This is a genomic window from Paraburkholderia sp. JHI869 (assembly GCF_038900775.1).
Taxonomy (GTDB): Bacteria; Pseudomonadota; Gammaproteobacteria; order Burkholderiales; family Burkholderiaceae; genus Paraburkholderia.
Genome location: NZ_JAYMSC010000014.1, coordinates 1 through 22505 on the forward strand (window position 1 = coordinate 1; position 22505 = coordinate 22505).

Genomic DNA, 22505 nt, shown 5'->3' on the forward strand with positions numbered 1-22505 from the left:
GTCGATCAGGCGTGCATATAGAACCGCGACGAGCCCCGTCGCGATGGCGCCGAGCCAGAACACGCCGAAATAGCGCCAGCGCCGGTGGCTTCGCAGAATCGCGCGGCGATCAAAAAAATCAGGAAATCGCATCGGTAGTGGTAGAAATCGGCATTTAAGGCACATTGTGACATAAATCGATTCTGCCGCCGTCGCGGATCGCCGGGCGCGATCAGCAAGTGCTAGCTGGCGGTCTCGTCGAACACCCAGCCAAACGCGCCATAGACCGCCTTGTGCTCGGCCGCGAGCTCGAGCAAAAACGTCTCGCCTTTGTCCGTGAGATGGACCTGCACCTGACGACGGTCGGCGGGATCAGGCTTACGGGTCACGAGTCCTGCCGATTCGCAGCGCGAGACGAGCGCTGCGGTACCGTTCGGCGCGGCCTGCAACCGCTCCGCGAGTTCGCCGACCGTCGCCCATCGCCGGTCGGGAAAGCCGCAAACGTGCAGCAGCAACTGGTATTGGAGCGTCGTAATGCCTGCGGCGTTGGCGATTTCTTCGGAAGCCCGCAGAAACTTGCGCAGGTCGTACCGGAACGTCGACATCGCCTCGAGCTCGCGCTTGTCGGGAAGCTTGCGTTTGGTCGCTTTGACTGAATTCATATGCTGTTCCTGATGCGTTGCCAGTCGTACCGCGGGTGCTTTGCCGGGGCCGCAGATGTGCTGCGGGCATTGTAACGAACGTTCATTGGCATTCTGAATGCGGCGACAGCGTTCTGAAAGCGTCGGGACTGCGCGCCGCGAGGCCCACCACGACGAACCTTCGCGGCAAAAAAATCCTGCGGCGTGTAACCGGAATGCGCAACCGAACGAATTAACGGTCTACGGTGACTGGCGTCCCTATCCGTACGGGCCGCGATGATGTTTCTGAATTGGGGTTGCGCGAGGCGGACCGTTCCGCTGCTCAGGAGACCGATCATGTCTTTACGGCTCGTCGCTGTTGCGTTTCTTTTTTTGCTCGCGCCCGTGGCGGCGTCAGCCAGACCTGTCGTTGTTGAACTGTTCACCTCGGAAGGGTGCTCCTCGTGTCCTCCGGCCGATGCCTATTTGTCGGAACTCGCACATGAGCGTCCGGAGGTGCTTCCGCTCGCGTTCCACGTGACGTACTGGAACAGCCTGGGCTGGCAAGACCCCTATTCGTTGGAGGCGGCCACGCAGCGCCAGGCGGAGTACGGCGCACGTTTTGGTGACGGTTCCTATACGCCGGAAATGGTGATCGACGGCCAGAAGGACCTGGTTGGTTCGAATCGGCGCGCAGCCGAGGCGGCGATCAAGATCGCTCAAAAAGCAGACGAGGCTGGGGTGCGTGTGAGTGGCGTGCGTCACGGCGAGACGCTATCCGTCACGGTTGGGCGCGGCACCGGCCATGGGCAGGTTTTGCTGGTTGGATATGACGCCGAGAGCGTGACACCGGTCGGCCGAGGCGAAAACGCGGGCCGCACGCTCAGGGAGTCGAATATCGTTCGCTCGATACGAGCCATCGGTGAATGGACAGGCGCACCGTTGAAACTGGAAGCGACGCCGCCAGCCGGCGTCCACGCGGCAATTCTGATCCAGTCGCCGGACGGTGCGATCCTCGGTGCGGCGCGAGTTACCAACGACCCGCTTTGAGCCGGTCGGGAGGACGGATGACGCTTGTGCTGCGGTTTTTCCAGTCGACGCCCCGACAGAAGAAAGGGCGCCCAGTGCAGTAGCAGTCCCCTCAACGAGATCGAGACTACCAAACCAGGAGCTCGCCATGTCATTTGTCACGTGCCGTTTATCGACTCTGCTGCGAACCATCGCGTTCGCGACAGCCTTGGGATTCGCTTCGGTGAGCATTGCGCATGCCGATTCAGAAGCCGATCCGCCAGGGGCGGTCTACGTCCTGTCGAACCAGCCTTCCGGAAACTCGGTGCTCGTATTTTCTCGAACGGCGAACGGAACGTTGACCTACGCGGCTAGCTACTCGACAGGTGGCAAAGGCGCGGGCACGGGAGCCGATCCGCTAGGCTCGCAGGGCTCGCTAACATTGGACGCGGGCTTTTTACTCGCAGTGAACGCGGGCAGCAATGACGTTTCGCTTTTCGCAATCGACGGCAGCAAACTGACGTTGCTCGACAGAAAGCCATCGGGCGGTCAAACGCCCGTTAGCGTAACCGTCAAGGGAGCCATTGCGTATGTGCTCAATGCCGGCGGAACACCGAACATTAGCGGCTTTCTTGTCGATGCGTTCGGCAAGCACCTTGTTGCGTTACCCGGTTCGCAGCGAGCACTTCCCGGTGGAACTGCGGCGCAGCCCGCGCAGGTCAAGTTCGCACCCGAAGGCGACGAATTGCTGGTGACGGAAAAGGGCACACAGTTGATCGACACGTTCTCTGTCGGCTTTACCGGCTACGCATCGCCTCCAACGCCCCATGCCTCCAGCGGCGTCACGCCGTTCGGCTTTTCCATCACGACACGCGGTTATGCAATCGTCTCCGAAGCCGGATCGGGTTCGGTTTCCTCATACGACGTCGAAGACGGCAAACATCTCAATTCGATCAGTGCGGCGACGCCTCTCGGCCAGTCCGCTCCTTGCTGGCTTGTCACAACCGGCGACGGGAGTTTTGCCTATACCGCCAATGCCGGCAGCGGCACGATCAGCAGTCTGCGAATCGCCGCGGACGGCACGCTGAGCCTGCTCAGCGCAACGGCAGGCCGGCTCAGCGCGCCGCTCGACATGGCGCTCAGCAGCCGCAGCAAATTCCTCTACGTGCGCGAAGGCAACGGCGCGGTCAGTGGCTTTCGCGTGATGCCCGACGGGACACTCGAGCCGCTTGGTTCTGTCACGGGTGTACCGCCCGGAGCCCAGGGGATCGCTGCGCGCTAGGCACGTCGACTGCAACCGTTGAAGCGGCGACGAATCAATCAGGATGCCGAACCGAATAATAGATTGGTTCAGGAGGCGGCGCGCTGGGCTCGAATGCGCCGCCCTCTCCAGCAGACCACATAAACCAGCGGCCTTAGAGGAGGTTCTCGAAACGCTCGCGTTGTCTTGACTCTTTATGCAACGGGTTGCACTATCGATCGCATCTCCATGCAACCAGTTGCATACATATGACAAATCACTATCCCCACCTTCTGCGTCCGCTCGATCTGGGCTTTACGAGCTTGAAAAATCGGGTGTTGATGGGTTCCATGCACGTTGGCCTGGAGGAAGCGCCGAATGGCTTCGAGCGCATGGCCGCGTTCTATGCCGAACGCGCGCGCGGTGGAGTCGGGCTGATCGTGACGGGCGGCATTGCGCCGAACGAACGTGCGCGCCCCATGCACGGCGGCGCGATGCTGACGACAGAGGACGAGGCAGATCGGCACCGGACGATTACGCGCGCCGTGCACGAGGAAGGCGGCAAGATCGCCATGCAGATCCTGCATTTCGGCCGATATTCCTACCAGCCAATGCTGGTCGCGCCGAGTGCGCTGCAGGCCCCCATCAATCCATTCACGCCCCACGAACTGAGTGACGACGAAGTCGAAGAGACCATCGACGATTTCGTGCGCTGCGCGGCCCTGGCGCAGCATGCCGGCTACGACGGCGTGGAAATCATGGGCTCCGAGGGCTACCTCATCAACGAGTTCATTGCGATGCGCACCAACCATCGCACTGACCGCTGGGGAGGCAGCTACGAAAACCGCATGCGTTTCGCGGTGGAGATCGTGCGCCGGGTGCGGGAACGCGTCGGCCGCGAGTTCATCATCATTTACCGGCTCTCCATGCTCGATCTCGTGGAGGGCGGCTCGACGCTGGAGGAGGTGATCCAGCTCGCACAGGCTGTCGAGCAGGCGGGCGCCACCATCATCAACACGGGCATCGGCTGGCACGAGGCGCGGATTCCCACTATCGCCACCAAGGTGCCGCGCGGCGCGTGGGGCTGGGTCACGCAGCAATTGATGGGGAAGGTTTCGGTGCCGCTCGTCGCCACCAATCGCATCAATACGCCCGAGCTTGCCGAACAGTTGCTCGCCGGCGGCGTGTGCGACATGGTGTCGATGGCCCGTCCATTTCTCGCCGATGCCGATTTCGTGCGCAAGGCATCCGAGGGCCGCGCCGACGAGATCAACACCTGCATCGGCTGCAATCAGGCTTGTCTCGACCATACCTTCGCTGGCAAGGTGACGTCCTGCCTCGTCAATCCGCGCGCGTGCCACGAGACGGAAATCGTCATCCGGCCCGCCGGGCAGCGAAAGCGCGTGGCGATCGTGGGCGCGGGTCCGGCGGGCCTTGCCTGTGCAGTGACGGCGGCCAGCCGTGGGCATGCCGTGACGCTCTTCGAGGCTGGCTCCGAGATCGGCGGTCAATTCAATCTCGCCAAAAAAGTACCTGGCAAGGAGGAATTCAATGAAACGCTGCGCTACTTCCGCCGCCAGATCGAATTGACGGGTGTCGAGCTTCGTCTCGGTACACGGGCGAGCGCCGAAGGGCTGATGCAGGAAGGTTTCGATGAAATCGTCGTGGCGACCGGTGTGCTGCCACGCGAGATGCGCATCGAAGGCGCTCACCATGCGAAGGTGCTGGGCTATCTGGACGTGCTGCGCGACGACAAGCCGGTAGGCGCCAACGTTGCCATTGTGGGCGCGGGCGGCATTGGTTTCGACGTGGCCGAATACCTCGTGCATGAAGGCGAGTCCGCAAGCCTCGATCAGCAGAAGTTCTTCGCCGAATGGGGCGTGGACAAGAGCTATGCCGAACGCGGCGGATTGCGTCGCGCAACGGTGGCGCCGGCGGCGCGCCGCGTGCATCTGCTGCAACGACGCAGTGCGAAGGTTGGCGAAAATCTCGGCAAGACCACGGGGTGGATTCACCGCACTGCGTTGAAGGTGCGCGGCGTCGGTATGTCGTCTTCGGTTGAGTATCGGCGCATCGATGATGATGGGCTGCACGTGAGCATCGACGGTGCGCCGCAGACCCTCGCCGTGGATAACGTGGTGGTCTGCGCCGGTCAGGAGCCCCTGCGTGAACTGGCCGATCAGTTGCAGGCCGCCGGCCGCAGCGTGCATGTCATCGGCGGCGCGGCCGTTGCCGCCGAACTCGATGCCAAGCGGGCCATCCACGAAGGCACCCTGCTTGCAGCCTCGCTATGAGCGAGTGGTTTCCCTTTCATTCAATACGGAGTCCATATGAACGACGCAGCTCTCAATCTGCCGCCCGCCGTCGCGCGGTCTCTCGCTATCTGGCATGAAATGGTGGCCAGCAAGGATTTCAGCAGGCTGGAGTCCATCGTTCATCCACAGGCCGTTTTTCGCTCGCCGATGGCGTTCAAGCCCTACAGCCCCGCTCCTGCATTGCTGATGGCGCTGCGCACGGTGATTACCATTTTGCAGGGCTTTACCTATCATCGCCAGTTCAGCAGTGCCGAGGGGCTCAATGTCGTGCTCGAGTTCAGTGCGATGGTGCAGGACAAGGAACTCAAGGGTATCGACATGATCCGCTTCGACGAGGCGGGCCGCATCGTCGAGTTCGAAGTGATGATTCGCCCGTTCAATGGCCTGCAAGCGCTGGGTGCGGAAATGGGCGCCCGGCTCGCACAGTCCCTGCAGGCATATAAAGGCTGATCGCTCGATTGCCTTTCAGAACATCTGGTTTGACAGGCGCGCGGGCGTCGTCTGTCTGGCGTAGCCGTTGACCGGGCAAATGGGCCGCCATGCCGCGACCCTGGTCCCCGGGTTGACAGTCCGCGTGTGATGCTTTAAAAAGTAAAGCATGAAGATTCCACGACCAGGGCAACCCGTTCGCGGTTCGACCACCGGGCGGCCGATCATGGTCGTGCTGGACCTGCTCGGGCGGCGTACCGCACTGCGCATACTCTGGGAGCTTCGCGGCGAGGCGTTGACGTTTCGCGCGCTCCAGGAAGCGTGCGACACCAATGCCCGCCTGCTCAATACGCGGCTCGCGGAATTGAGAGCGTCCGGTCTCGTCGAGCACGGCGAGGGAGGGTATCGGATGACGGCGGAAGGCAGGAAACTCAGGACCGCATTGCAGCCGCTGCTGGCTTGGGCGCGGCAGTGGGCCGAGTGCGATCCGCAAGGGTTCGAAGCCGCCGATCGCGATCACGCCGGCCGCGACGCGTAATTCATCAGGTTACCGAACAATTCTCGTGGTGCCTCGAGCAAGTTTCGGTACGCCTTCGCACCGCACGCTAGTCCCGTTCCGGGCGACCCAAGGGGTAGAACGATGTTGCGCAACGTGAACCATCTCCGCTGGAAGATTGTCGCATTGCTCGTTGCGCCGCTTACGTTCGTGATGACGCTCGACCGCGCTGCCATGGCGGTGGCGGCCCCGACGATCCAGAGCGAACTGGGCCTGTCGATCGTCGAGATGTCGATGATACTCACGATCTACTTCTGGGCCTATGCCATCGGGCAGATGCCGGCAGGGCGCGCTGCCGAGCGCTTCGGGTCCCGCAAGGTGCTGTTCGGCACGAGTACGCTCTGGTCGCTCATGATGCTCGTCACCCCCTTTGGCTCCTCGTTCGCCTGGCTCTTCGGGTGCCGGCTCGTGCTGGGCGGGGCGCAGTCGGCCGACTGGTCGAGCAGTGTGGTCGCGCTCAAGCGCTGGTTTCCCACCAGCGAGCGCGCGAAAGGCAATGCATTGCTGCTCGCAGGACTCTATCTGGGGCCGATCATCTCGGCGCCGCTCACTGCGTGGACCATCGCGCGGTTTGGCTGGCATGCCGTTTTCTATGGGTTCGGCACACTGGGCTTGCTGCTTGGCGCGATCTGGTGGTTCGGCTACCGCGACACGCCGGCGGCACATCCGCTCATCACTAAGGCAGAAGTCGAGTACATTGCCGCCGGCCAGCCGCCCGAGCGCGCCGCGGCGAAGGGCGCGCTCACGCGCTGTCTGCGGCAGGTGCGCTTCTGGCTTTTCGGTGTCCAGTATTTCCTGCTGGTGCTGATTCAGAGCTTCTACACGACGTGGCTGCCCACATACCTCATGCGCGCACGCGGGCTCTCGCTCAAGGCGATGGGTCTGTACGCATCGTTGCCCTGGGTGGCGGTATTCGTGGCGGTATTCGTCGCAGGGGCGTTCAGCGACTGGCTGCTCAGAAAGACCGGCTCGATCTACTGGGCGCGCACGCCGGTTGCGATGACCGGGTTTATCGTGAGCGCGGTTGCGTTGACGGCGGCCTCGCGAGCGGATTCGATCGCCGTGGTGATCGGTTTGCTGTGTCTGTCTTTCGCCGCGGTGGGATTCGCTCAGGTGGTCGTGTGGTCTGCCACGCAGGATCTCGGCCGGGCGTTTGCCGGCGTGATGTCGGGATGGACAAACGTGTGGGGCGCCCTGTCGAACGTTGCGGGCCCCATGACGCTCGCGTTGGTCGTCAAGGTCACGCATAGCTGGGGAAGCGGCATGATCGTGATCGGCGCGGCGGCCGGCTGCGGTGCGCTGCTATGGGTGTTCGTGCACCCCGAGCGCCCCTTGCTCGGCGACGAGGCGGGTGGACCACCCGCTCTCGTAGAAACGGGCGCGCGAAGTGAGTCCTGCGGCGGTGCGGCCAGGCATCATGACGGGCGCGAAACCCGCGCCGATGCCCGGCGGGTCATTGAGGAGAACGATTGAAACCAGGTGGCGTTGCAACTAGGCCCTTTGCTCCAGCACCTGCGTTGCGAAAGACTTCGCATGCGCTACGGCCCCTTGCGCGTCGGGGAAGACACCGAGTTGCTCCCAGCGCTCTTCGACCGCGTAGGTCCCTTTGATCGCCAGCGCTCGTTGCACGCGCAATTGCGCTGCGAACCTGCCGTCCTCCAAGGGTTGAGCCGTCGCAATGATCTTGTGGGGCGGGCCGGATCGCTCTGGCTGAGCCAACTCGACAGGACCGCCAGGTATGCCGACATCCTTCAACTCGTTCCTTGTGTGGCAGTCCGGGCAGTAGAAGCACCACCCCGCGTCCTCGTGACTGGATCTGACCTGCCCGCGAGCCAGCACGGCACGACATTCGACGTTTTCGCAGATGAACGGCATCGCAGTCTCCGGTGTTGTCTGGAGGAAAGCCTAGCACGTCCGCCGTCGCCCAACCATTGGCAATGTTGCCGTGTCAGATATCAAGGAAAACCCTCATGCGTGCGCTGGCGTCGTCACTTATCGTGCGCTACGCGGCACTCGCGACGCTCCACGTCGCCTGGTGGATGTTCCAGGAGAAGCTGACCTCCGCTCCGAAAGGCAGAGCGCGGTCCTGGGTGTAGAAGAAGAACCACGCCCCCTCGCGGTCAAAGTACGTCCGGAAACAGGGCGAGTCGTCTCGCACTCCCGGCGCCTCGGCGCATCGAAACCAGTAGGTGACGCCATCGAGCACACCGTGGGCGAAGCGGTGCGAAGGGACTTCGTCGTGCGTCGGGGATTCGAAGGCAAGGGCGCGGCTCTCTCTTCCACCGGGCAGGAGCACGGTCACCTGACCGGCGACGCGATTCTCGCTAGTGGATTGCGCATGATTTGGAGCCGGATCGATGGCGTCGCCACCCGTGCCGGGAGATCTAATCAGGGAGCGAACGTGCGCGAGGTGGAATGAGGGCGTCGCCTTCGATCCTGGGCGAAAGGGCTTGATGTTGTCCACGCGGCGGCTCCTGTGCAATTGGTTCTCGGGGGCAATTGCAAGCATAGGATTTCACCGCCTGAAAGCCTGCGACCTGACGGCGCGCATTGAGGCTCCACTCTAGCTTCCTGGGAGCTAGCCTCCTGTCGATCGCGCGAGGTCAACATGTCTACTAACATTCCGAGCGAGACAAACAAACGCGCACCGTACACTTCTTGTGACAGCGACGGGTAAGTTTACTTTGCATGCGAACTACCGATATAATTCGCATGCAAACTAAATTCAAGGAGAGCGCCATGAGCGAGGAAATTCACGTCGATCAAGCCGACGGCATTCTGACGATCACGCTTGCCCGGCCCGACAAGAAGAATGCGCTGACGAACGTGATGTACGGCACGCTGGCAGACATCATTGAGCGGGCAGAGCACGACAGCACGATCCGCGTATTAGTGTTGCAAGGGGACGGCGACATGTTTACCGCAGGCAACGACGTGGGCGAATTCGCCGCAATGGCGTCGGGAAAGGGGCCGAGTGAACGACACGTCCATCGCTTTTTACATGCATTGGCGAAATCGTCCGTGCCCATCATTGCGGCGGTCCAGGGCAAGGCAGTCGGTATTGGCACGACGATGCTACTGCACTGCGACTACGTCCTTCTGGCAGCAGACGCAGAACTCCTCACGCCATTCGTCAATCTCGCCCTCGTCCCCGAGGCGGCGTCCAGCTACCTGCTTCCGCTGCGCATCGGTCACGTGCGCGCCTTCGAGATGTTTGCGCTGGGCGAACCGCTCGACGCGCCAACCGCGCTCGCGTGGGGTATCGCCAACAAGGTCTGTGCAGAGGGTCAACTACGCGAAGACGCGCGCAGGATGGCCGAAAGAATCGCCGCCAGGCCGGCTGGTTCGCTGAGCGCGATGAAAAAACTCATGCGCCAGGCCGAGGCGCTGGTTGCGCAAATGGATAGTGAAACTGTGAAGTTCCAGGAACGGCTGACGAGCGCCGAGGCAAGGGAGGCATTCGCGGCCTTTGCCGAAAAGCGCAAGCCGGACTTCTCCAGGGTTCCCCAGCACTAGCCAATGCCTTGTGGCCGGCCGCGGTTCAGGCTACGCGTCGCCGTCGTCGGCAAGCGGAAACCTGGTCTGCAGGCTGGTCAGCCACCGTGCCACGACGTCGATTTCCGCTTCGGTAAAGCCTTCGGTCAATCTGGCGTTCAGGTCCTTCATGCGCAGCTTCGACCTCTGGCGCGCGGCGCGTCCGGCCTGCGTCAACCACAGGCGCGACACCCGGCCATCGTTCTCGTCGGCGTGACGTTCGATCAACCCGGATTTTTCCGTCCGGTCGGCGAGACCGCTCATTCCCGGTGCGCCCAGATCGAGCGCGGCGGCGGCCTCGCTCATCAGCGCGCCGTCGTGTTCGCCCAGAAAGAACAGCAGCCCCGCCTGGGCGGCTGTCACGCCGCCAGCGGCTGCGCGCGATTGCGTCCACCGTTGCAGTCGACGCTGTCCGACATTCAATAAATAGACGAGGCGATGCTTCATAACCGGGCAGATGTGGTTGAGCGATTTAGTTCGCGCGCGAATGATATCACGCGCGATGATCGCACTGCCCGGACTTGCCGCCTACGCGACCTTGCGAGTCAGATCCACTTGCCCCGAGGCGCCCGCGCTCAACTCGGCGCGATCCGACTCGGGCACTTCGCCTGCGCGCCGATGGATGTCGTGCGTGACGAAACCTTGCTCGCGGCTCGGTATCGCGAACCAGTCCGGATGCGCAAACGACGCGCGAATGTCTTCGACGCCGCTCGACCAATGCTCTTGCATCGTGTCGGCGCTGAATTCGTAGTCCTTGTAATGCCCTTCGTAAGGCTTGTTCTTATAGATCAGGTGGACCACGTTGATCGACGAACCATCGGCCACATTCTCAGCGAGCCGGAAGAGGGGATCGTTGCGGCGCGCCTCGGCGGGTACGTGCTCGAGGAGTTCCTTGATAAAGCGCGCGTGCTTTTGCCGATCGGCGAGCATGTTGGTGATGGCGCGCGTGCGGCTCGAATATTGAATGTCCTTGGCGCGCTCGGCCACGTCCATGAAATCGGCAGGCACGTTGCCGCTGGCGCTCCACAGATCGACCTGAAATACGAGCGTGTCCTTGTGGTCCGCGTCGCGCAGCACCTCTGTGAGCGGCGTGTTCGATACGAGTCCGCCGTCCCAGTAATACTCACCTTCGATCTCCACGGCCGGAAAGCCCGGCGGCAGCGCGCCAGACGCCATGAAGTGCTCAGGTTCGAGCCGCATTTTCGCGTTGTCGAAATAGACGAGATTGCCGCTGCGCACGTTCACGGCGCCCACCGACACTCGGATCGGGCCGTCGTTGATGCGGTCGAAATCGGCGAAACGCTGCAGCGTCGACTTCAGCGCGGCGGTGTCGTAGTAGCTCACTGTATTCGGCGCCGCCTTATGCCAGCCCGCGATGGGCAACGGGCGGCGCGGTGCGAAAAAGCCAGGCTGCCCTTCGGTGAGCGCTCGGCCTGCGGCCCACATGCTGGCCCAGCGGCGCGACAGTTCCTGATGGCTGAATATCGGCATCGCGAGCGCGCCGAGATTGCCGAACCAGTCGAGCGGATGGCAGATCGTCTCCCAGAAGCCGCGCAGCGCTGCTACGCGCTGCGCAGGCTCGTTGCCCGCAATGATCGCCGTATTGAGCGCGCCGATCGACACGCCCGCAATGCGGTGCGGTTCGACGCCAGCCTGCGCGAGCCCTTCGAACACACCGGCCTGATAGGACCCGAGTGCGCCGCCACCCTGCAAAACAAGGGCGATTTCATCGTAGCGCGGCAGCTCAAACGGCTTGCGCTCCATGCGGGCAGTTAGATTGCTGCTGCGCATACGTTCTCCCTTCGTTGGTTTATGGCTCAGTGCATCGACCAGCCGTGCGTGACGAGGACCGACTGGCCCGTCAACGCCGCCGACCCGAAGCCCGCGAGGAACGCGACCGTGTTGGCCACGTCGTCGAGCGAAGTGAACTCGCCGTCCACGGTGTCCTTGAGCATCACGTTCTTGACGACTTCTGCTTCCGAAATGCCGAGTGCCTTGGCCTGCTCTGGAATCTGCTTGTCGACGAGCGGCGTGCGCACGAAACCCGGGCACACGACGTTGGCGCGCACGCCGCGCGGGCCGCCTTCCTTCGCCACCACGCGGGCAAGGCCGAGCAAGCCGTGTTTCGCGGTCACATAGGCGGCCTTAAGCTTGGATGCCTCGTGCGAGTGCACCGAGCCCATGTAGACGATCGAGCCGCCCTTGCCGCTGCCGTACATATGCTTGAGCGCGGCCTTGGTGGTGAGAAACGCGCCGTCGAGATGGATTGCGAGCATCTTTTTCCAGTCGGAGAACGGGAACTCGTCCACGGGGCTGATGATCTGGATGCCTGCGTTGGACACGAGCACGTCGATCCCGCCGAAGACTTTCGCCGCTTCGTCGATACCCGCATTCACGGCTTCCTCGTTGGTCACGTCCATCGCCACGGCTAGCGCCTTGCCGCCCGCGGCCACGATGCTGTCCGCTACTTTGCCGGCGTTGGCGAGATTGAGGTCGGCGATCACGACCGCCGCACCCTGGCTCGCGAACGTGCGTGCGCAATGTTCGCCAATGCCGCTCGCGGCGCCCGTGATGACTGCAACCTTATCTTTCAAAGACATACGTATTCCTTACTAAATGCGATATACAAACGGATCAGGCGATTTCGGCTTCGGGTTCGCCCAAGGCGGCGTTGTGGCTCGATGTTTCGGCGAGATAGTCGAAGGCGACTTCGCCGATGTCGAGCGTGAGGTCCGCAATGACGTGACGGGCGCCGACCACGCGGCGTACGGGCAGATCGGCGACGGGCGCAAGCGCGTGCGGATGCAGCTCGATGGCGGCCGGGCCGCTCCATGCGCCACGCACCGTCACGTCGCGCAGATAGAAGCGCACGAGTTCGCAGATGCGCGCCGTGCCGTCCACATGCGGAATGATCTTGAGGAGATAGTTGGGCGTATCGGCCAGCTTGCGGCGCTCATCTTCGCTGTCGAGCACGTGATGCTTGTAGCCCATCGTGCCGGTAGCGATGCGCTGTGTGCCGTAATCGAGCGTGCCCAGCAGCGTGTCGTTGCCATCGACCGCGAGCAGGGGGCGCGCGAGCTTCTTCGGAAAGCCCCAGATTTCGCGGCCGCCGGCAATCGGGCCTTCGTCGTCGAGATACATCGAATGCGTGTAATTCGCGAGGCGCCCTTGCGGATCGCGCACGGAGATCACCTGTCCGCTTTCGGTGTAGTCGCCGAAACCCGACGAGTCGGGCATGCGGATGAATTCGTAGTGGACGAGATTGTTTTCCGGCTTCAACGGCTCCGGCACGATGGCGCGCAGCGCATCGGGATCGGTTTCGTACGTGATGATGAAATATTCACGATTGACGAAACGAAACGGCGGCCGCGGATACGCGGGGTTGTGCATGGGCATCGCGAAGGCACCGCGGCGGATTCTTGCCAGATCCATACTGTTCTCCAGGCCAGGTTGCGTGAAAACGTCGCAACAGATGGTAAGGGGAAACCATGGCACAATCGCATTTATGGCGATAAAACACCGTTTCAGTTTCGTTAAATAAAAAGGAAATTGAAAGTTTATTGACCTCCTCCGGGTCATTTTTGTATGCTTCCCGCGATGTCGCGTAGGCTGATTTCCACCGCTTAATCATGGCATTACGCGCAACGGTCTGGAAACGTATGAGGAATTTTGGTCAGAACACGAAATAGATTAATGCGCGGATCGGCAGGGGAAGCCGGTCAGCTTGCCTGGTGAATGAATGTTACGCCCCGGCATGTTGGAATTTCGGCGTCATTCAGCAGGAGTGCAAACGACGAATGGCGCCCTTCGATTGCATCAACGTGCCGGAGTCGTAACGCCGGACTGCCGCTGCCTACAAGCCGAAAATGAGCGAGCGATGTGCTGCGACGCCCGCTGCCACGCCGGCCGCCGAGGCGAATGTCGCGTTGGTCCATGCGGTCGACGCATCGCCCGCGGCGAACACACCCGGAACGCTGGTTTGCTTCAAGCTGTCCACGCGGATAACAGGACCGACCGGACCTTCATCGAACTCGCACCCGAGTTGCTCGGCGAGCCCGCTTGCCATCTGGGTGCCCGGCCCCACGAACAAAGCGTCGATCTCGACAATGCGGCCATCGGCGAGACGCAATCCCGTCATGTCGGGTCCGTTACCAAGCACTTCCACAACTGGCGCCCGTTCGATTCGCACGCTGCGGGCTTCGAGCAGCGCAGTCTCTTCGGGCGACGGCTCGACGATGCCTTGCGTGAACCACGTCGTCGGTCCCCAGTCAGGAACGAGCATCGCCTGATGAATCGACAGTGCATGCGTCGCCAGAACGCCGAGCCGCTTGTCTGCGACTTCATAGCCGTGACAATACGGACAGTGCAGCACGCTGATACCCCATCGCTCAGCCAGGCCAGGCAAAGACGGCAGTTCATCTCGTACGCCCGTCGCAAGAATCAAACGGTCCGCGCTCGACGTACTCCCATCGCTTCGCGTGACGATGAAGCGATCATCGGCACGCTCTGCCGTGCGTGCTTCGCCTGACGCAATGTGCGCGGTCGGGTATGCCGCGAGTTGCGCCGTCGCCTCATCGATGATCTCGGCGGGCGCCTTGCCATCCTGTCCGAGAAAGCCATGTGAGTGCGGCGCGAACCGGTTGCGCGGACTTCGGCTATCGAGCACGAGCACGTGCCGTCTCGCACGAGCCAACTGCATGGCGGCTGAAAGTCCGGCGAAGCTGCCGCCGATCACGATGACATCGTAATGCTTGTCCATCCGTTCCCTCCCTAGATTATCACGTAACGTTGCGAGTTACATGATAGCGCCATGTTAAACTTTCATGCAACCTGGAAAGTTTCTTGAAATGGGTGCCCACGATGAAAAGCGATAGCCGCATGTCTCGCGTCTTGCACGCGTTGATTCACATGAAGCATGCGGATGGCCCGCTCACATCCGAAGCGCTCGGTGAAATGCTATGTACGAACGCGGTCGTCGTGAGGCGTTTGTTCAGCGGCCTGCGCGATCTTGGCTACGTCACTTCTGAGAAAGGGCACGGAGGCGGCTGGGTGCTGTCCGAGCCGCTTGAAAACATCACGCTGCTGGACGTCTACCGCGCGGTTGGCGAACCGCCGCTTTTCTCGCATCTTGTTTCCGAAGATCATCCGCAATGTCTCGTCGAGCAAGCCGTGAATGCGCATCTTTCGGCGACACTTCTCGATGCTGAGGCTCTCCTGCTGAAAAAATTCGAGAAGGTCACCATTGCGATGCTGGCCACCCCACGCGACAGCACCACGGCGCCGAAACGGAAAGCCTCACGGTAAACCGAATCCGCGTAGGTGAGGGAAGCCGTGCTCTGGTCATTGAGAGTCTGGGCGCACGGCGGGTTCCGTGGCCGCACGACCTCAGTCGCCCAGCAGCCGGATTCAAACGGCACGAAGCATTCAAACTGCCTTCAAAAGTAATCGATTTAATGCGATTGATGCGTATGGCATAAGCCAGGCATCCGCGCTAAAGATTCGTAAGAAGTTTGTCGATAATCAATATCGGCCTGCTTTAGGCTCGTCCTCTGCCAAGAAGATAGCGGCATCATTCAGCCGGGGTTAGTTCGCTAGATACACATTGCCGCGGCATTCGCCAGCGCCGGGTTATTCGCGCGAATAAATTCTTTCTCAATCGTATTAAAAAGCGCTGGCCTCGCGACCGGCAGTCAACTGGCAGGCCAAAACACCGTAAATAACACCAACCGGGGAACAACAGGAATGGTAAAAGCCAAACTCAACATTATTTCGACAACTGCGCTGGCACTGGCACTCTCGGCCTGCGGCGGCGGTGGCGGCACATCGGGAACGTCGGATGCCGCTGCATCCGCACCGGCGGCGGCTTCGGGGCCGGCCGCGACGAACACCGACTGGAAATACAGCGGGTCCGCGCCCATGGTCACCAGCGTGTCGGGCGCGGTGAACGTCGTGCTTGCACCGGACACCCTGACGTCAACCGGCATGTCCGGCTCCGGCACCTCGATCACGGCATCGAATGCGCCACTGGCGAGCCAGGTGCAGCAGTCGAACTATGGTGGCGCCTTCACGGCGGTTGCCAGCACCGGCAGCCCGGCGGTCTCGCTGACGAAGGGCAGCACGATCGCGGACATCAACGGTGCAGGCGGCTACGTCGCGATCGGTCGCTGGACCAACGGCTCCGACACGGGTGGCGGCACGTTCAACGCGAACCAGGGTGAGCACTACGCGGTGGGCACGTCGCTCGTGCTGACTCCGGGCACGGGTACGCTGAACTGCAGCGCGCTCATGTCGACCTCGCCGACGTCGGCGTCAGGCAGTGTCGCGCCGGGTTCGTTGCAGTCGGCCACCGCGACGCTCGATCTCGTGACGCTGAACCTGATCAACTTCACTGTGACGGTCACGATCGGCGCCGACAAGGGTGCGAGCTTTACGAAGGCGAGCGCGCCTTCCAGCGGCGGATTGATCGGCGGCGGTATTGCGCTGCTCGCGCGACCGATGGGCACGGACGCCACGAAGCCGCTCATCGCGGTTGCCTATGGCGCGAAGCTCGCGAACACGGGCGATATCAACGGCCTGGTGGTCCTGTCCTGCCAGTAAAGCCTGTTTAACCGTCTGCTCCCCCCTTGCCGATACGGGGGGGGCGCGAACAGGGAGCGGGCGCCCTTACACCTTGCAGCACAGATTGCAGGCGGCGGCGTCACCGCTGCTGCAGTCTTTTCCCTCATGTTCTTCGGAGGGCGTCCGGATATGAATGGTCAGGCCTCTTGCTCATGCAACCATGGCGCATAGCTCAAACCGATCAGCACGCCTTCGGGGCTGATGAATCGCGCTATGGTTTGCCCCCAAGGTTCTGTCCTTGCGTCATGAATCAATTCCTGGCCTTTTGCTTTCATTTCCTGAACTGCCGACTCGACTGCCTTGGCATCCGCCAGTTCGAAGTCAATGTTTGCGGTTGGTTCTGGAATAGAAGCAGGCCACTCGTCTTGCCCGAAGCATGACTGAGCGGCCATATACAGAGGCCACACACCAAAGTGATTGGCTCCAGGAAAATTGTCCATGAAACGATAGTCGGGATGTTCGTCATAACTCTCTAGCGGCAAACCAAGTTTCTCCTGATACAGGGATGCACTTGCATCCGGCTGCTTTGTAATCGCGGCGAACCCAGCAATGCATTTGATGTCCATTGAAACTCCTGTGCCTCTGGAGAAGCCTGACTGATCGAAAATTTTCGAGAGGGCGACCGATTTAACAGGAAACCTAAAAATCCGGCGGAGATGGCCCTCCGCAAACCCCTCTAAGTATAGGCGGTGCCAGCAGCGGCTCGAATGCCCGCTAGCGGCGAAGATTGTTGACTGGCCGCTTCAAGTCAGCGAGAAGGAACCACGCGGCAAATGGCAGCTATTACGCCAATCGCAAACCCCACAACACATCGAGTACGTGTTGCGTGGAACGCTCAACGTACCCCGCGCGATGTGCAATACCGAGCCGTCGCCACAAGGCTGGGCGCAGCGCACGCATGACAATGCGACTGTCGGGTAGCGGCGTAGTGGCCTCATGGGGCAACAGCGCTGCGCCGTAACCTGCCGCTACCAGACTCTTGATCGCGTCGTTGTAGTTGAGCTGAATGCGCGGCGCGGGATGGTGCCCTGCGGTTGCGAACCACTCCGCGGTCAGACGCGAAAGGCGCGTGGTCGCGTCATTGAGAATGAGCGGTTGGGCGGCGAGCCATTCAGGGGTAACGCGAGCCGGACATCGCCAATGCGCCGGCACAAAGGCCATCACAGGGTCGCGTCGCCAAGGCTTTATCACGAGTCCAGCCACCGGGGGCTGAGGCAGCGCGACCAGCCCGACATCCAGCGTTCCATCCACCAGCCGGGACAGGGTTTCTTGCGAAGTGAGCACGGCAATCTGAATGTCGATGGCCGGATGGTGCTCGCGCAGGACCTCGAGCGCTTGCGGCAGCAGATGTGCGATGACGCCTGTAGACGCGCCGAGACGCGCACGCCCCTCGAGCCCCTCAACCTGGCGTTGAATATCGTCTAACGCCTGCTCTGCGTCGGCCAGCAGTCGGCGCGCGCGCTCCACCAGTACCTCGCCTATCGACGTCGGCCCCACATGCCCGCGCTTGCGCAACAGGAGCGGAGCCCCAATGCGCTCTTCGAGTTCGGCGATGTGGAGGCTGACCGTTGGCGGCGCCAGATGCAATGCACGCGCCGCATCGGCGAATGAACCACGGTCGGCAACGGCGACCAGCGTGCGCAAGCGGTCCAGGCTGATCTCTCGCATGACGGCGTCCAGATTCAGAAAAACTGAATGTTTACGTTATGAAATTCAACTTTCCCTATTCTAGCCGTCCGCGCAACATAGGGGCTCGTTTTACCTGTTACAACCCACATTCAGCGGAGTCATCCACGTATGAGCTCTCCCGTAGTTTTCATCGACGGCGACCAGGGCACCACCGGGCTGCAAATCCACGACCGGCTGCGCAACCGGACCGACATCGGACTGTTCACGCTTGCCGCCGCGGAGCGCAAAGATTCGCGGCGTCGCGCAGAAGCCATCAACGCCTGCGACATCGCCATCCTCTGTTTGCCGGATGCCGCTGCGCGCGAGGCAGTGAGCGCCATTGTCAATCCTGCCGTCCGCGTTATCGACGCAAGCTCCGCCCATCGCACACAGCCGGACTGGACTTACGGTTTTCCGGAAATGACGCCGGGGCACGCTGAAAAAATTGCGGGCGCACGTCGGGTCACCAATCCTGGTTGCTATCCCACCGGTGCAGTTGGCCTGCTGCGTCCGTTGGTGCAGGCCGGGCTCATACCGGGCAATTACCCGATCAGCATTCATGCGGTATCCGGCTACTCCGGCCGCGGGCGTGCCGGCGTGGAGGAGCATGAGGGACCGGGCGCTACCAACGCGCCTTCATACCAGGTCTATGGCCTGGAACTCGCGCACAAGCACACGCCGGAGATCGAGCAGCACGCCGGGCTCGCGCAGCGTCCCATTTTTGTTCCTGCGTACGGAGCGTTCCGCCAGGGCATCGTGCTGACCGTGCCGCTCGTGTTGCGGCTGCTGGCGCCCGGCGCGGACGGCGCCTCGTTGCACGCATGCCTCGCACGCCACTATGCCGAAGCAACTCACGTACGGGTTTTGCCGCTGCACGAATCGAGCGCCTTGAAACACCTGGATCCGCAAGTGCTGAACGGTACGAACGACATGCACTTGAGCGTATTTCATGACGCTGAACACGGGCACGTCCTGCTGTCCGCGGTTTTCGACAATCTTGGCAAAGGCGCATCGGGAACTGCGGTTCAGAACTTGAACCTCATGCTCACGCGGCAATAGCGGCCAATGGCGTGAGCCAACGTTCGGCCGCGCCATATGCCAACAATTGTTGCGAACCTGGACAGAGGCATGTGAGCTTCAGTGCGACGAAACATACGTCGCATCGGCAAACTCCGGCACAGCAAAGTTTTCGCGCATGCGCCTCGTCTCGGCCGCTGGCGTCGAACCGAAGAGGCGCTTGAACTCCCGGCTGAACTGGGAAGGGCTCGTGTAGCCCACGGCGTGACTGGCGGCGTCCGCGCTGAGTCCCTGGCGCACCATCAACAGGCGGGCCTGATGCAGACGCGTCGACTTGACGTACTGCATGGGCGATACCTGCGTGATTGCCTTGAAGTGGCTGTGAAAGCTCGGGACGCTCATGCCCGCTTCCTCCGCAAGCTGCGTCACGTCGAGCGACTGCGCATAGCCGGCGTGGATGAGCCGCAGGGATCGGGCGATCCGGCCGAACTGCCCGCGCATGGCAAGGGCCTCTCTCATCGAGCGCCCCTGTGCTCCGGTCAGCACACGGAAGTACAGTTCGCGCAGCAGCCCCTGGCCCAAAACGGCAGCTTCGAGCGGCCGGTGCATCGCTTCGAGCAGGCGCAACACAGACGACTGCATGGCGTCGTCCATCGGCGTCGACATCATGCTCCGGGGCGCCTGTATGCGTTCCGTGACGCCTTCGCGATCGATCTGTGCCGCGAGTTCGGCGGCCATAGCGAAGTCGAGATGCAGATACAGGGCAAGCAGCGGCCGCTCTGGCGTTGCATCGGTTTCCATGGTGAATGGCACGGGCACGGACACAGCGAGGTAGTGATGCTCGTCGTAGAGATAGAGCTGGTCCCCGAAGTAACCGCGCTTGCGGCCTTGGCACACGATCACAATGCCGGGGTCGTATAGCACCGGCGTGCGTGACAACGCCCGGTTCGAGCGCAGGATGCGCACGCTTGGCAGTGCCGTCAAGCTGTAGCCCTCGTCGGGCGCCAACCCGCGCAAAAGGGCGACGATGCGGTTCTGGCTTTGACGGGAACGTTCACGCCGCTGCGTGGAGGCAGGTTTCGCGCTCATAGTTTTGTGCAAGAAAATTAGCGGAATCGGCCTTCTGGAGCCTTGGTCGTAAGATTAGCATGCAGCTTTCAGTCAACATGACGGAGGGTGCTTCCATGCAATCCAGCCAATCCAGCAAAACTCTGCTTATCACTGGCGTCAGCAGCGGGTTCGGCCAGGCGCTCGCGCAAGAGGCGCTCGCGGTCGGCCACAAGGTTGTCGGTACGGTGAGAACTCCGCAGGCCAGGCGCGATTTCGAGTCCCTCTGCGGGCGTGGCGCGTTCGGTCGGGTTCTCGACGTCACGGATTTCGACGCCATCGACGGCGTGGTGTCGGAGATCGAGGCGAACGTCGGCCCCATCGACGTATTGGTCAATAATGCCGGCTACGGGCACGAAGGCGTCATGGAAGAATCGCCTTTGTCGGAGATGCGTCGACAGTTCGATGTGAATGTCTTTGGCGCAGTGGCGATGATGAAGGCGGTGTTGCCCTTCATGCGCACACGCCGGCGCGGGCACATTCTGAACATGACGTCGATGGGCGGCTTCATCACGATGCCCGGAATCGCGTATTACTGCGGGAGCAAATTCGCGCTGGAAGGCCTTTCCGAAGCCCTTTCCAAAGAGGTCAAGCATTTGGGTATCGCCGTGACCGCCGTCGCGCCCGGCTCTTTCCGAACCGACTGGGCGGGGCGCTCGATGACGCGAACGCCCCGGAGCATTGCTGACTACGACGACGTCTTCGACCCCGTGCGCAAAGCGCGCGAGGAGAAGAGCGGCAAGCAATTGGGCGATCCACGCAAGGCAGCACGCGCGATGCTTGCTGCGATCTCCGCAGACAGCCCGCCCGTTCATCTATTGCTCGGCAGCGACGCGCTCGGCCTGGTGCGAGGCAAGTTGTCGGCGCTCGAAGACGAGATTCGCGAGTGGGAGCGCGTCACGGTCTCGACGGATGGCTGATTAGCGCGACGATGGGCTCGTCACGTCGATTGATAACAAAAGAACATCAATCGTTCCGAAAATTGCACTTATCGTTTTTCCGGCTCCGGGCGAACATTGCCGAAACGACAATCGAGCGGACCCCGCGCATATTTTCGGAATTCAGGAGACACCTTGATGCCCCCATCGTCTAGCCATTCGACCGGACATTCAAAGGCCGCTGCGGTCTTGCGCGTCACGGCCGGAAATTTTCTGGAGCAGTTCGACTTCTTCCTGTTCGGCTTTTACGCCACGCAGATCGCCAACGTCTTCTTTCCCGCCGGGAGCGAGTTCGCCTCGTTGATGATGACGTTCGCAGTCTTCGGCGCCGGCTTTCTGATGCGGCCGCTGGGCGCGATCGTGCTCGGCGCCTACATCGACGACGCCGGCCGCCGCAAGGGCCTCATCGTCACGCTCTCCATCATGGCAAGCGGCACCATTCTGATCGCGTTCGTACCCGGCTACGCCACGATCGGACTTCTGGCTCCCGCGCTCGTGTTGATCGGGCGGCTGCTGCAGGGCTTCTCGGCAGGCGCGGAGTTGGGCGGCGTGTCGGTGTATCTCGCCGAAATGGCCACGCCCGGCCGCAAGGGCTTCTTCACGAGCTGGCAGTCCGCCAGCCAGCAGGTCGCGATCGTCGTCGCTGCAGGCCTCGGCTTCGCGATCAATCAATGGCTGAGCGCGACCGCCATTGCCGCGTGGGGATGGCGCGTACCGTTCTTCGTTGGCTGCATGATCGTGCCGTTCGTCTTCATGCTGCGCCGCAATCTGGAGGAAACGCAGGAGTTCAAGGCGCGCCAGCATCGTCCAGGCATGAAGGAGGTATTCGCTACGCTGGTTCAAAACTGGGCCGTCGTGATCGCCGGCATGATGCTGGTGGCGATGACGACCACGAGCTTTTACCTCATCACGGTCTACGCGCCGACCTTCGGCAAGACCGTCCTGCACCTGAGCACCGCCGATAGCTTGCTCGTGACCTTGTGCGTGGGCGTGTCGAACTTCGTGTGGCTGCCCATCGGCGGGGCGCTCTCCGACAAGATCGGCCGCCGGCCGCTCCTCGCCGGCATGACGGTGCTCACGATCGCGACCGCATATCCGGCGCTCTCGCTGCTCGCTCACGCGCCGAGCTTCCTCAACATGCTGCTCGTCCTGCTTTGGCTCTCGTTCATGTACGGCATCTATAACGGCGCAATGGTTGCCGCGCTCACCGAAGTCATGCCGGCGCAGGTCCGCGTTGCAGGCTTCTCGCTTGCCTACAGCCTCGCTACGGCTGTGTTCGGCGGCTTCACGCCCGCAATCTCGACTGCGCTCATTCACATGACCGGCGACAAGGCCGCACCGGGCTACTGGATGAGCTTCGCCGCGGTGTGCGCACTCCTCGCGACGTTCGCGCTTTATCGCCGCCGCGCGGTGACGTTGACTCCGGCACACTGATGCTTCGCCTGTCCCGCATACTCACGAACTCACACGACCCCG

24 protein-coding genes and 1 pseudogene are annotated in these 22505 nt (G+C 61.9%); 12 read left to right on the forward strand and 13 right to left on the reverse strand.

Annotated elements, in window-relative coordinates; translation table 11 throughout:
- A pseudogene (locus tag VSR72_RS22985) lies at positions 1-132 on the reverse strand (chloride channel protein); the annotation flags it as partial.
- Between the two features lie 89 nt (positions 133-221).
- Positions 222-641 (reverse strand): MarR family winged helix-turn-helix transcriptional regulator, encoded by a 420-nt coding sequence (locus tag VSR72_RS22990; protein ID WP_342954638.1) that lies wholly within the window; start codon positions 639-641, stop codon positions 222-224.
- A gap of 315 nt (positions 642-956) precedes the next feature.
- Here VSR72_RS22990 and VSR72_RS22995 point away from each other — a divergent pair, with 315 nt between their 5' ends.
- The 6 genes from VSR72_RS22995 to VSR72_RS23020 all read left to right on the forward strand — a co-directional run bounded on the left by VSR72_RS22995 (position 957) and on the right by VSR72_RS23020 (position 7620).
- Complete coding sequence (locus VSR72_RS22995; RefSeq protein WP_342954639.1) at positions 957-1649, forward strand: DUF1223 domain-containing protein; 693 nt, start codon at positions 957-959, stop codon at positions 1647-1649.
- A 550-nt stretch (positions 1650-2199) separates the two neighbouring features.
- Positions 2200-2889 (forward strand): beta-propeller fold lactonase family protein, encoded by a 690-nt coding sequence (locus VSR72_RS23000; protein WP_342954640.1) that lies wholly within the window; start codon positions 2200-2202, stop codon positions 2887-2889.
- Positions 2890-3116: 227 nt separating this feature from the next.
- Positions 3117-5141 (forward strand): NADPH-dependent 2,4-dienoyl-CoA reductase, encoded by a 2025-nt coding sequence (locus tag VSR72_RS23005; protein ID WP_342954641.1) that lies wholly within the window; start codon positions 3117-3119, stop codon positions 5139-5141.
- A gap of 36 nt (positions 5142-5177) precedes the next feature.
- Positions 5178-5612: a nuclear transport factor 2 family protein gene (locus VSR72_RS23010; protein WP_342954642.1), complete on the forward strand. Its 435-nt coding sequence runs from the start codon at positions 5178-5180 to the stop codon at positions 5610-5612.
- A 148-nt stretch (positions 5613-5760) separates the two neighbouring features.
- Complete coding sequence (locus VSR72_RS23015; RefSeq protein WP_342954643.1) at positions 5761-6129, forward strand: winged helix-turn-helix transcriptional regulator; 369 nt, start codon at positions 5761-5763, stop codon at positions 6127-6129.
- A gap of 114 nt (positions 6130-6243) precedes the next feature.
- Positions 6244-7620, forward strand: a complete 1377-nt coding sequence (locus VSR72_RS23020; protein ID WP_342954644.1) for an MFS transporter — start codon at positions 6244-6246, stop codon at positions 7618-7620.
- 18 nt (positions 7621-7638) lie between these two features.
- On the opposite strand, the gene VSR72_RS23025 is transcribed toward VSR72_RS23020, so the two are convergent.
- Both VSR72_RS23025 and VSR72_RS23030 read right to left on the reverse strand, forming a co-directional pair.
- Positions 7639-8022, reverse strand: coding sequence for a hypothetical protein (locus tag VSR72_RS23025; RefSeq protein ID WP_342954645.1), 384 nt, complete (start codon positions 8020-8022; stop codon positions 7639-7641).
- A 127-nt stretch (positions 8023-8149) separates the two neighbouring features.
- The gene (locus VSR72_RS23030) at positions 8150-8611 is read right to left on the reverse strand and encodes a hypothetical protein (RefSeq protein WP_342954646.1); all 462 of its coding nucleotides are present in this window, start codon (positions 8609-8611) and stop codon (positions 8150-8152) included.
- A 275-nt stretch (positions 8612-8886) separates the two neighbouring features.
- On the opposite strand from VSR72_RS23030, the gene VSR72_RS23035 reads away from it, so the two are divergent.
- Positions 8887-9663 (forward strand): enoyl-CoA hydratase-related protein, encoded by a 777-nt coding sequence (locus VSR72_RS23035; protein WP_342954647.1) that lies wholly within the window; start codon positions 8887-8889, stop codon positions 9661-9663.
- Positions 9664-9693: 30 nt separating this feature from the next.
- On the opposite strand, the gene VSR72_RS23040 is transcribed toward VSR72_RS23035, so the two are convergent.
- From VSR72_RS23040 to VSR72_RS23060, 5 genes are all read right to left on the reverse strand, one after another.
- Positions 9694-10128 (reverse strand): MarR family winged helix-turn-helix transcriptional regulator, encoded by a 435-nt coding sequence (locus VSR72_RS23040; protein WP_342954648.1) that lies wholly within the window; start codon positions 10126-10128, stop codon positions 9694-9696.
- Positions 10129-10209: 81 nt separating this feature from the next.
- The gene (locus VSR72_RS23045) at positions 10210-11472 is read right to left on the reverse strand and encodes a patatin-like phospholipase family protein (RefSeq protein WP_342954649.1); all 1263 of its coding nucleotides are present in this window, start codon (positions 11470-11472) and stop codon (positions 10210-10212) included.
- Between the two features lie 26 nt (positions 11473-11498).
- The gene (locus VSR72_RS23050; RefSeq protein ID WP_342954650.1) at positions 11499-12281 is read right to left on the reverse strand and encodes a 3-hydroxybutyrate dehydrogenase; all 783 of its coding nucleotides are present in this window, start codon (positions 12279-12281) and stop codon (positions 11499-11501) included.
- Positions 12282-12315: 34 nt separating this feature from the next.
- Complete coding sequence (locus tag VSR72_RS23055; RefSeq protein ID WP_342954651.1) at positions 12316-13113, reverse strand: acetoacetate decarboxylase; 798 nt, start codon at positions 13111-13113, stop codon at positions 12316-12318.
- 421 nt (positions 13114-13534) lie between these two features.
- Positions 13535-14440, reverse strand: a complete 906-nt coding sequence (locus tag VSR72_RS23060; RefSeq protein ID WP_342954652.1) for an NAD(P)/FAD-dependent oxidoreductase — start codon at positions 14438-14440, stop codon at positions 13535-13537.
- Positions 14441-14541: 101 nt separating this feature from the next.
- On the opposite strand from VSR72_RS23060, the gene VSR72_RS23065 reads away from it, so the two are divergent.
- Entirely contained in the window at positions 14542-14985 is a 444-nt protein-coding gene (locus VSR72_RS23065) for an Rrf2 family transcriptional regulator (protein WP_342954829.1), read from the forward strand.
- A 386-nt stretch (positions 14986-15371) separates the two neighbouring features.
- On the opposite strand, the gene VSR72_RS23070 is transcribed toward VSR72_RS23065, so the two are convergent.
- The gene (locus VSR72_RS23070; RefSeq protein ID WP_342954653.1) at positions 15372-15665 is read right to left on the reverse strand and encodes a hypothetical protein; all 294 of its coding nucleotides are present in this window, start codon (positions 15663-15665) and stop codon (positions 15372-15374) included.
- Between VSR72_RS23070 and VSR72_RS23075 the strand changes: the two genes are divergently transcribed.
- Complete coding sequence (locus tag VSR72_RS23075; protein WP_342954654.1) at positions 15664-16278, forward strand: hypothetical protein; 615 nt, start codon at positions 15664-15666, stop codon at positions 16276-16278. The genes VSR72_RS23070 and VSR72_RS23075 overlap by 2 nt on opposite strands.
- Positions 16279-16436: 158 nt before the next feature.
- Here VSR72_RS23075 and VSR72_RS23080 read toward each other — a convergent pair whose 3' ends face one another.
- Both VSR72_RS23080 and VSR72_RS23085 read right to left on the reverse strand, forming a co-directional pair.
- Positions 16437-16865 carry a VOC family protein gene (locus VSR72_RS23080; protein WP_342954655.1) on the reverse strand — a complete coding sequence of 143 codons (429 nt, stop codon included), beginning with the start codon at positions 16863-16865 and terminating at the stop codon, positions 16437-16439.
- 217 nt (positions 16866-17082) lie between these two features.
- Positions 17083-17967 (reverse strand): LysR family transcriptional regulator, encoded by an 885-nt coding sequence (locus VSR72_RS23085; RefSeq protein WP_342954656.1) that lies wholly within the window; start codon positions 17965-17967, stop codon positions 17083-17085.
- Between the two features lie 129 nt (positions 17968-18096).
- Between VSR72_RS23085 and argC the strand changes: the two genes are divergently transcribed.
- Entirely contained in the window at positions 18097-19026 is a 930-nt protein-coding gene (argC, locus tag VSR72_RS23090; protein ID WP_342954657.1) for an N-acetyl-gamma-glutamyl-phosphate reductase, read from the forward strand.
- 78 nt (positions 19027-19104) lie between these two features.
- On the opposite strand, the gene VSR72_RS23095 is transcribed toward argC, so the two are convergent.
- Positions 19105-20073, reverse strand: a complete 969-nt coding sequence (locus tag VSR72_RS23095) for an AraC family transcriptional regulator (protein WP_342954658.1) — start codon at positions 20071-20073, stop codon at positions 19105-19107.
- 95 nt (positions 20074-20168) lie between these two features.
- Here VSR72_RS23095 and VSR72_RS23100 point away from each other — a divergent pair, with 95 nt between their 5' ends.
- The gene (locus VSR72_RS23100; RefSeq protein WP_342954659.1) at positions 20169-21011 is read left to right on the forward strand and encodes an oxidoreductase; all 843 of its coding nucleotides are present in this window, start codon (positions 20169-20171) and stop codon (positions 21009-21011) included.
- Between the two features lie 156 nt (positions 21012-21167).
- Entirely contained in the window at positions 21168-22463 is a 1296-nt protein-coding gene (locus tag VSR72_RS23105; RefSeq protein WP_342954660.1) for an MFS transporter, read from the forward strand.
- Positions 22464-22505: the final 42 nt, after the last annotated feature.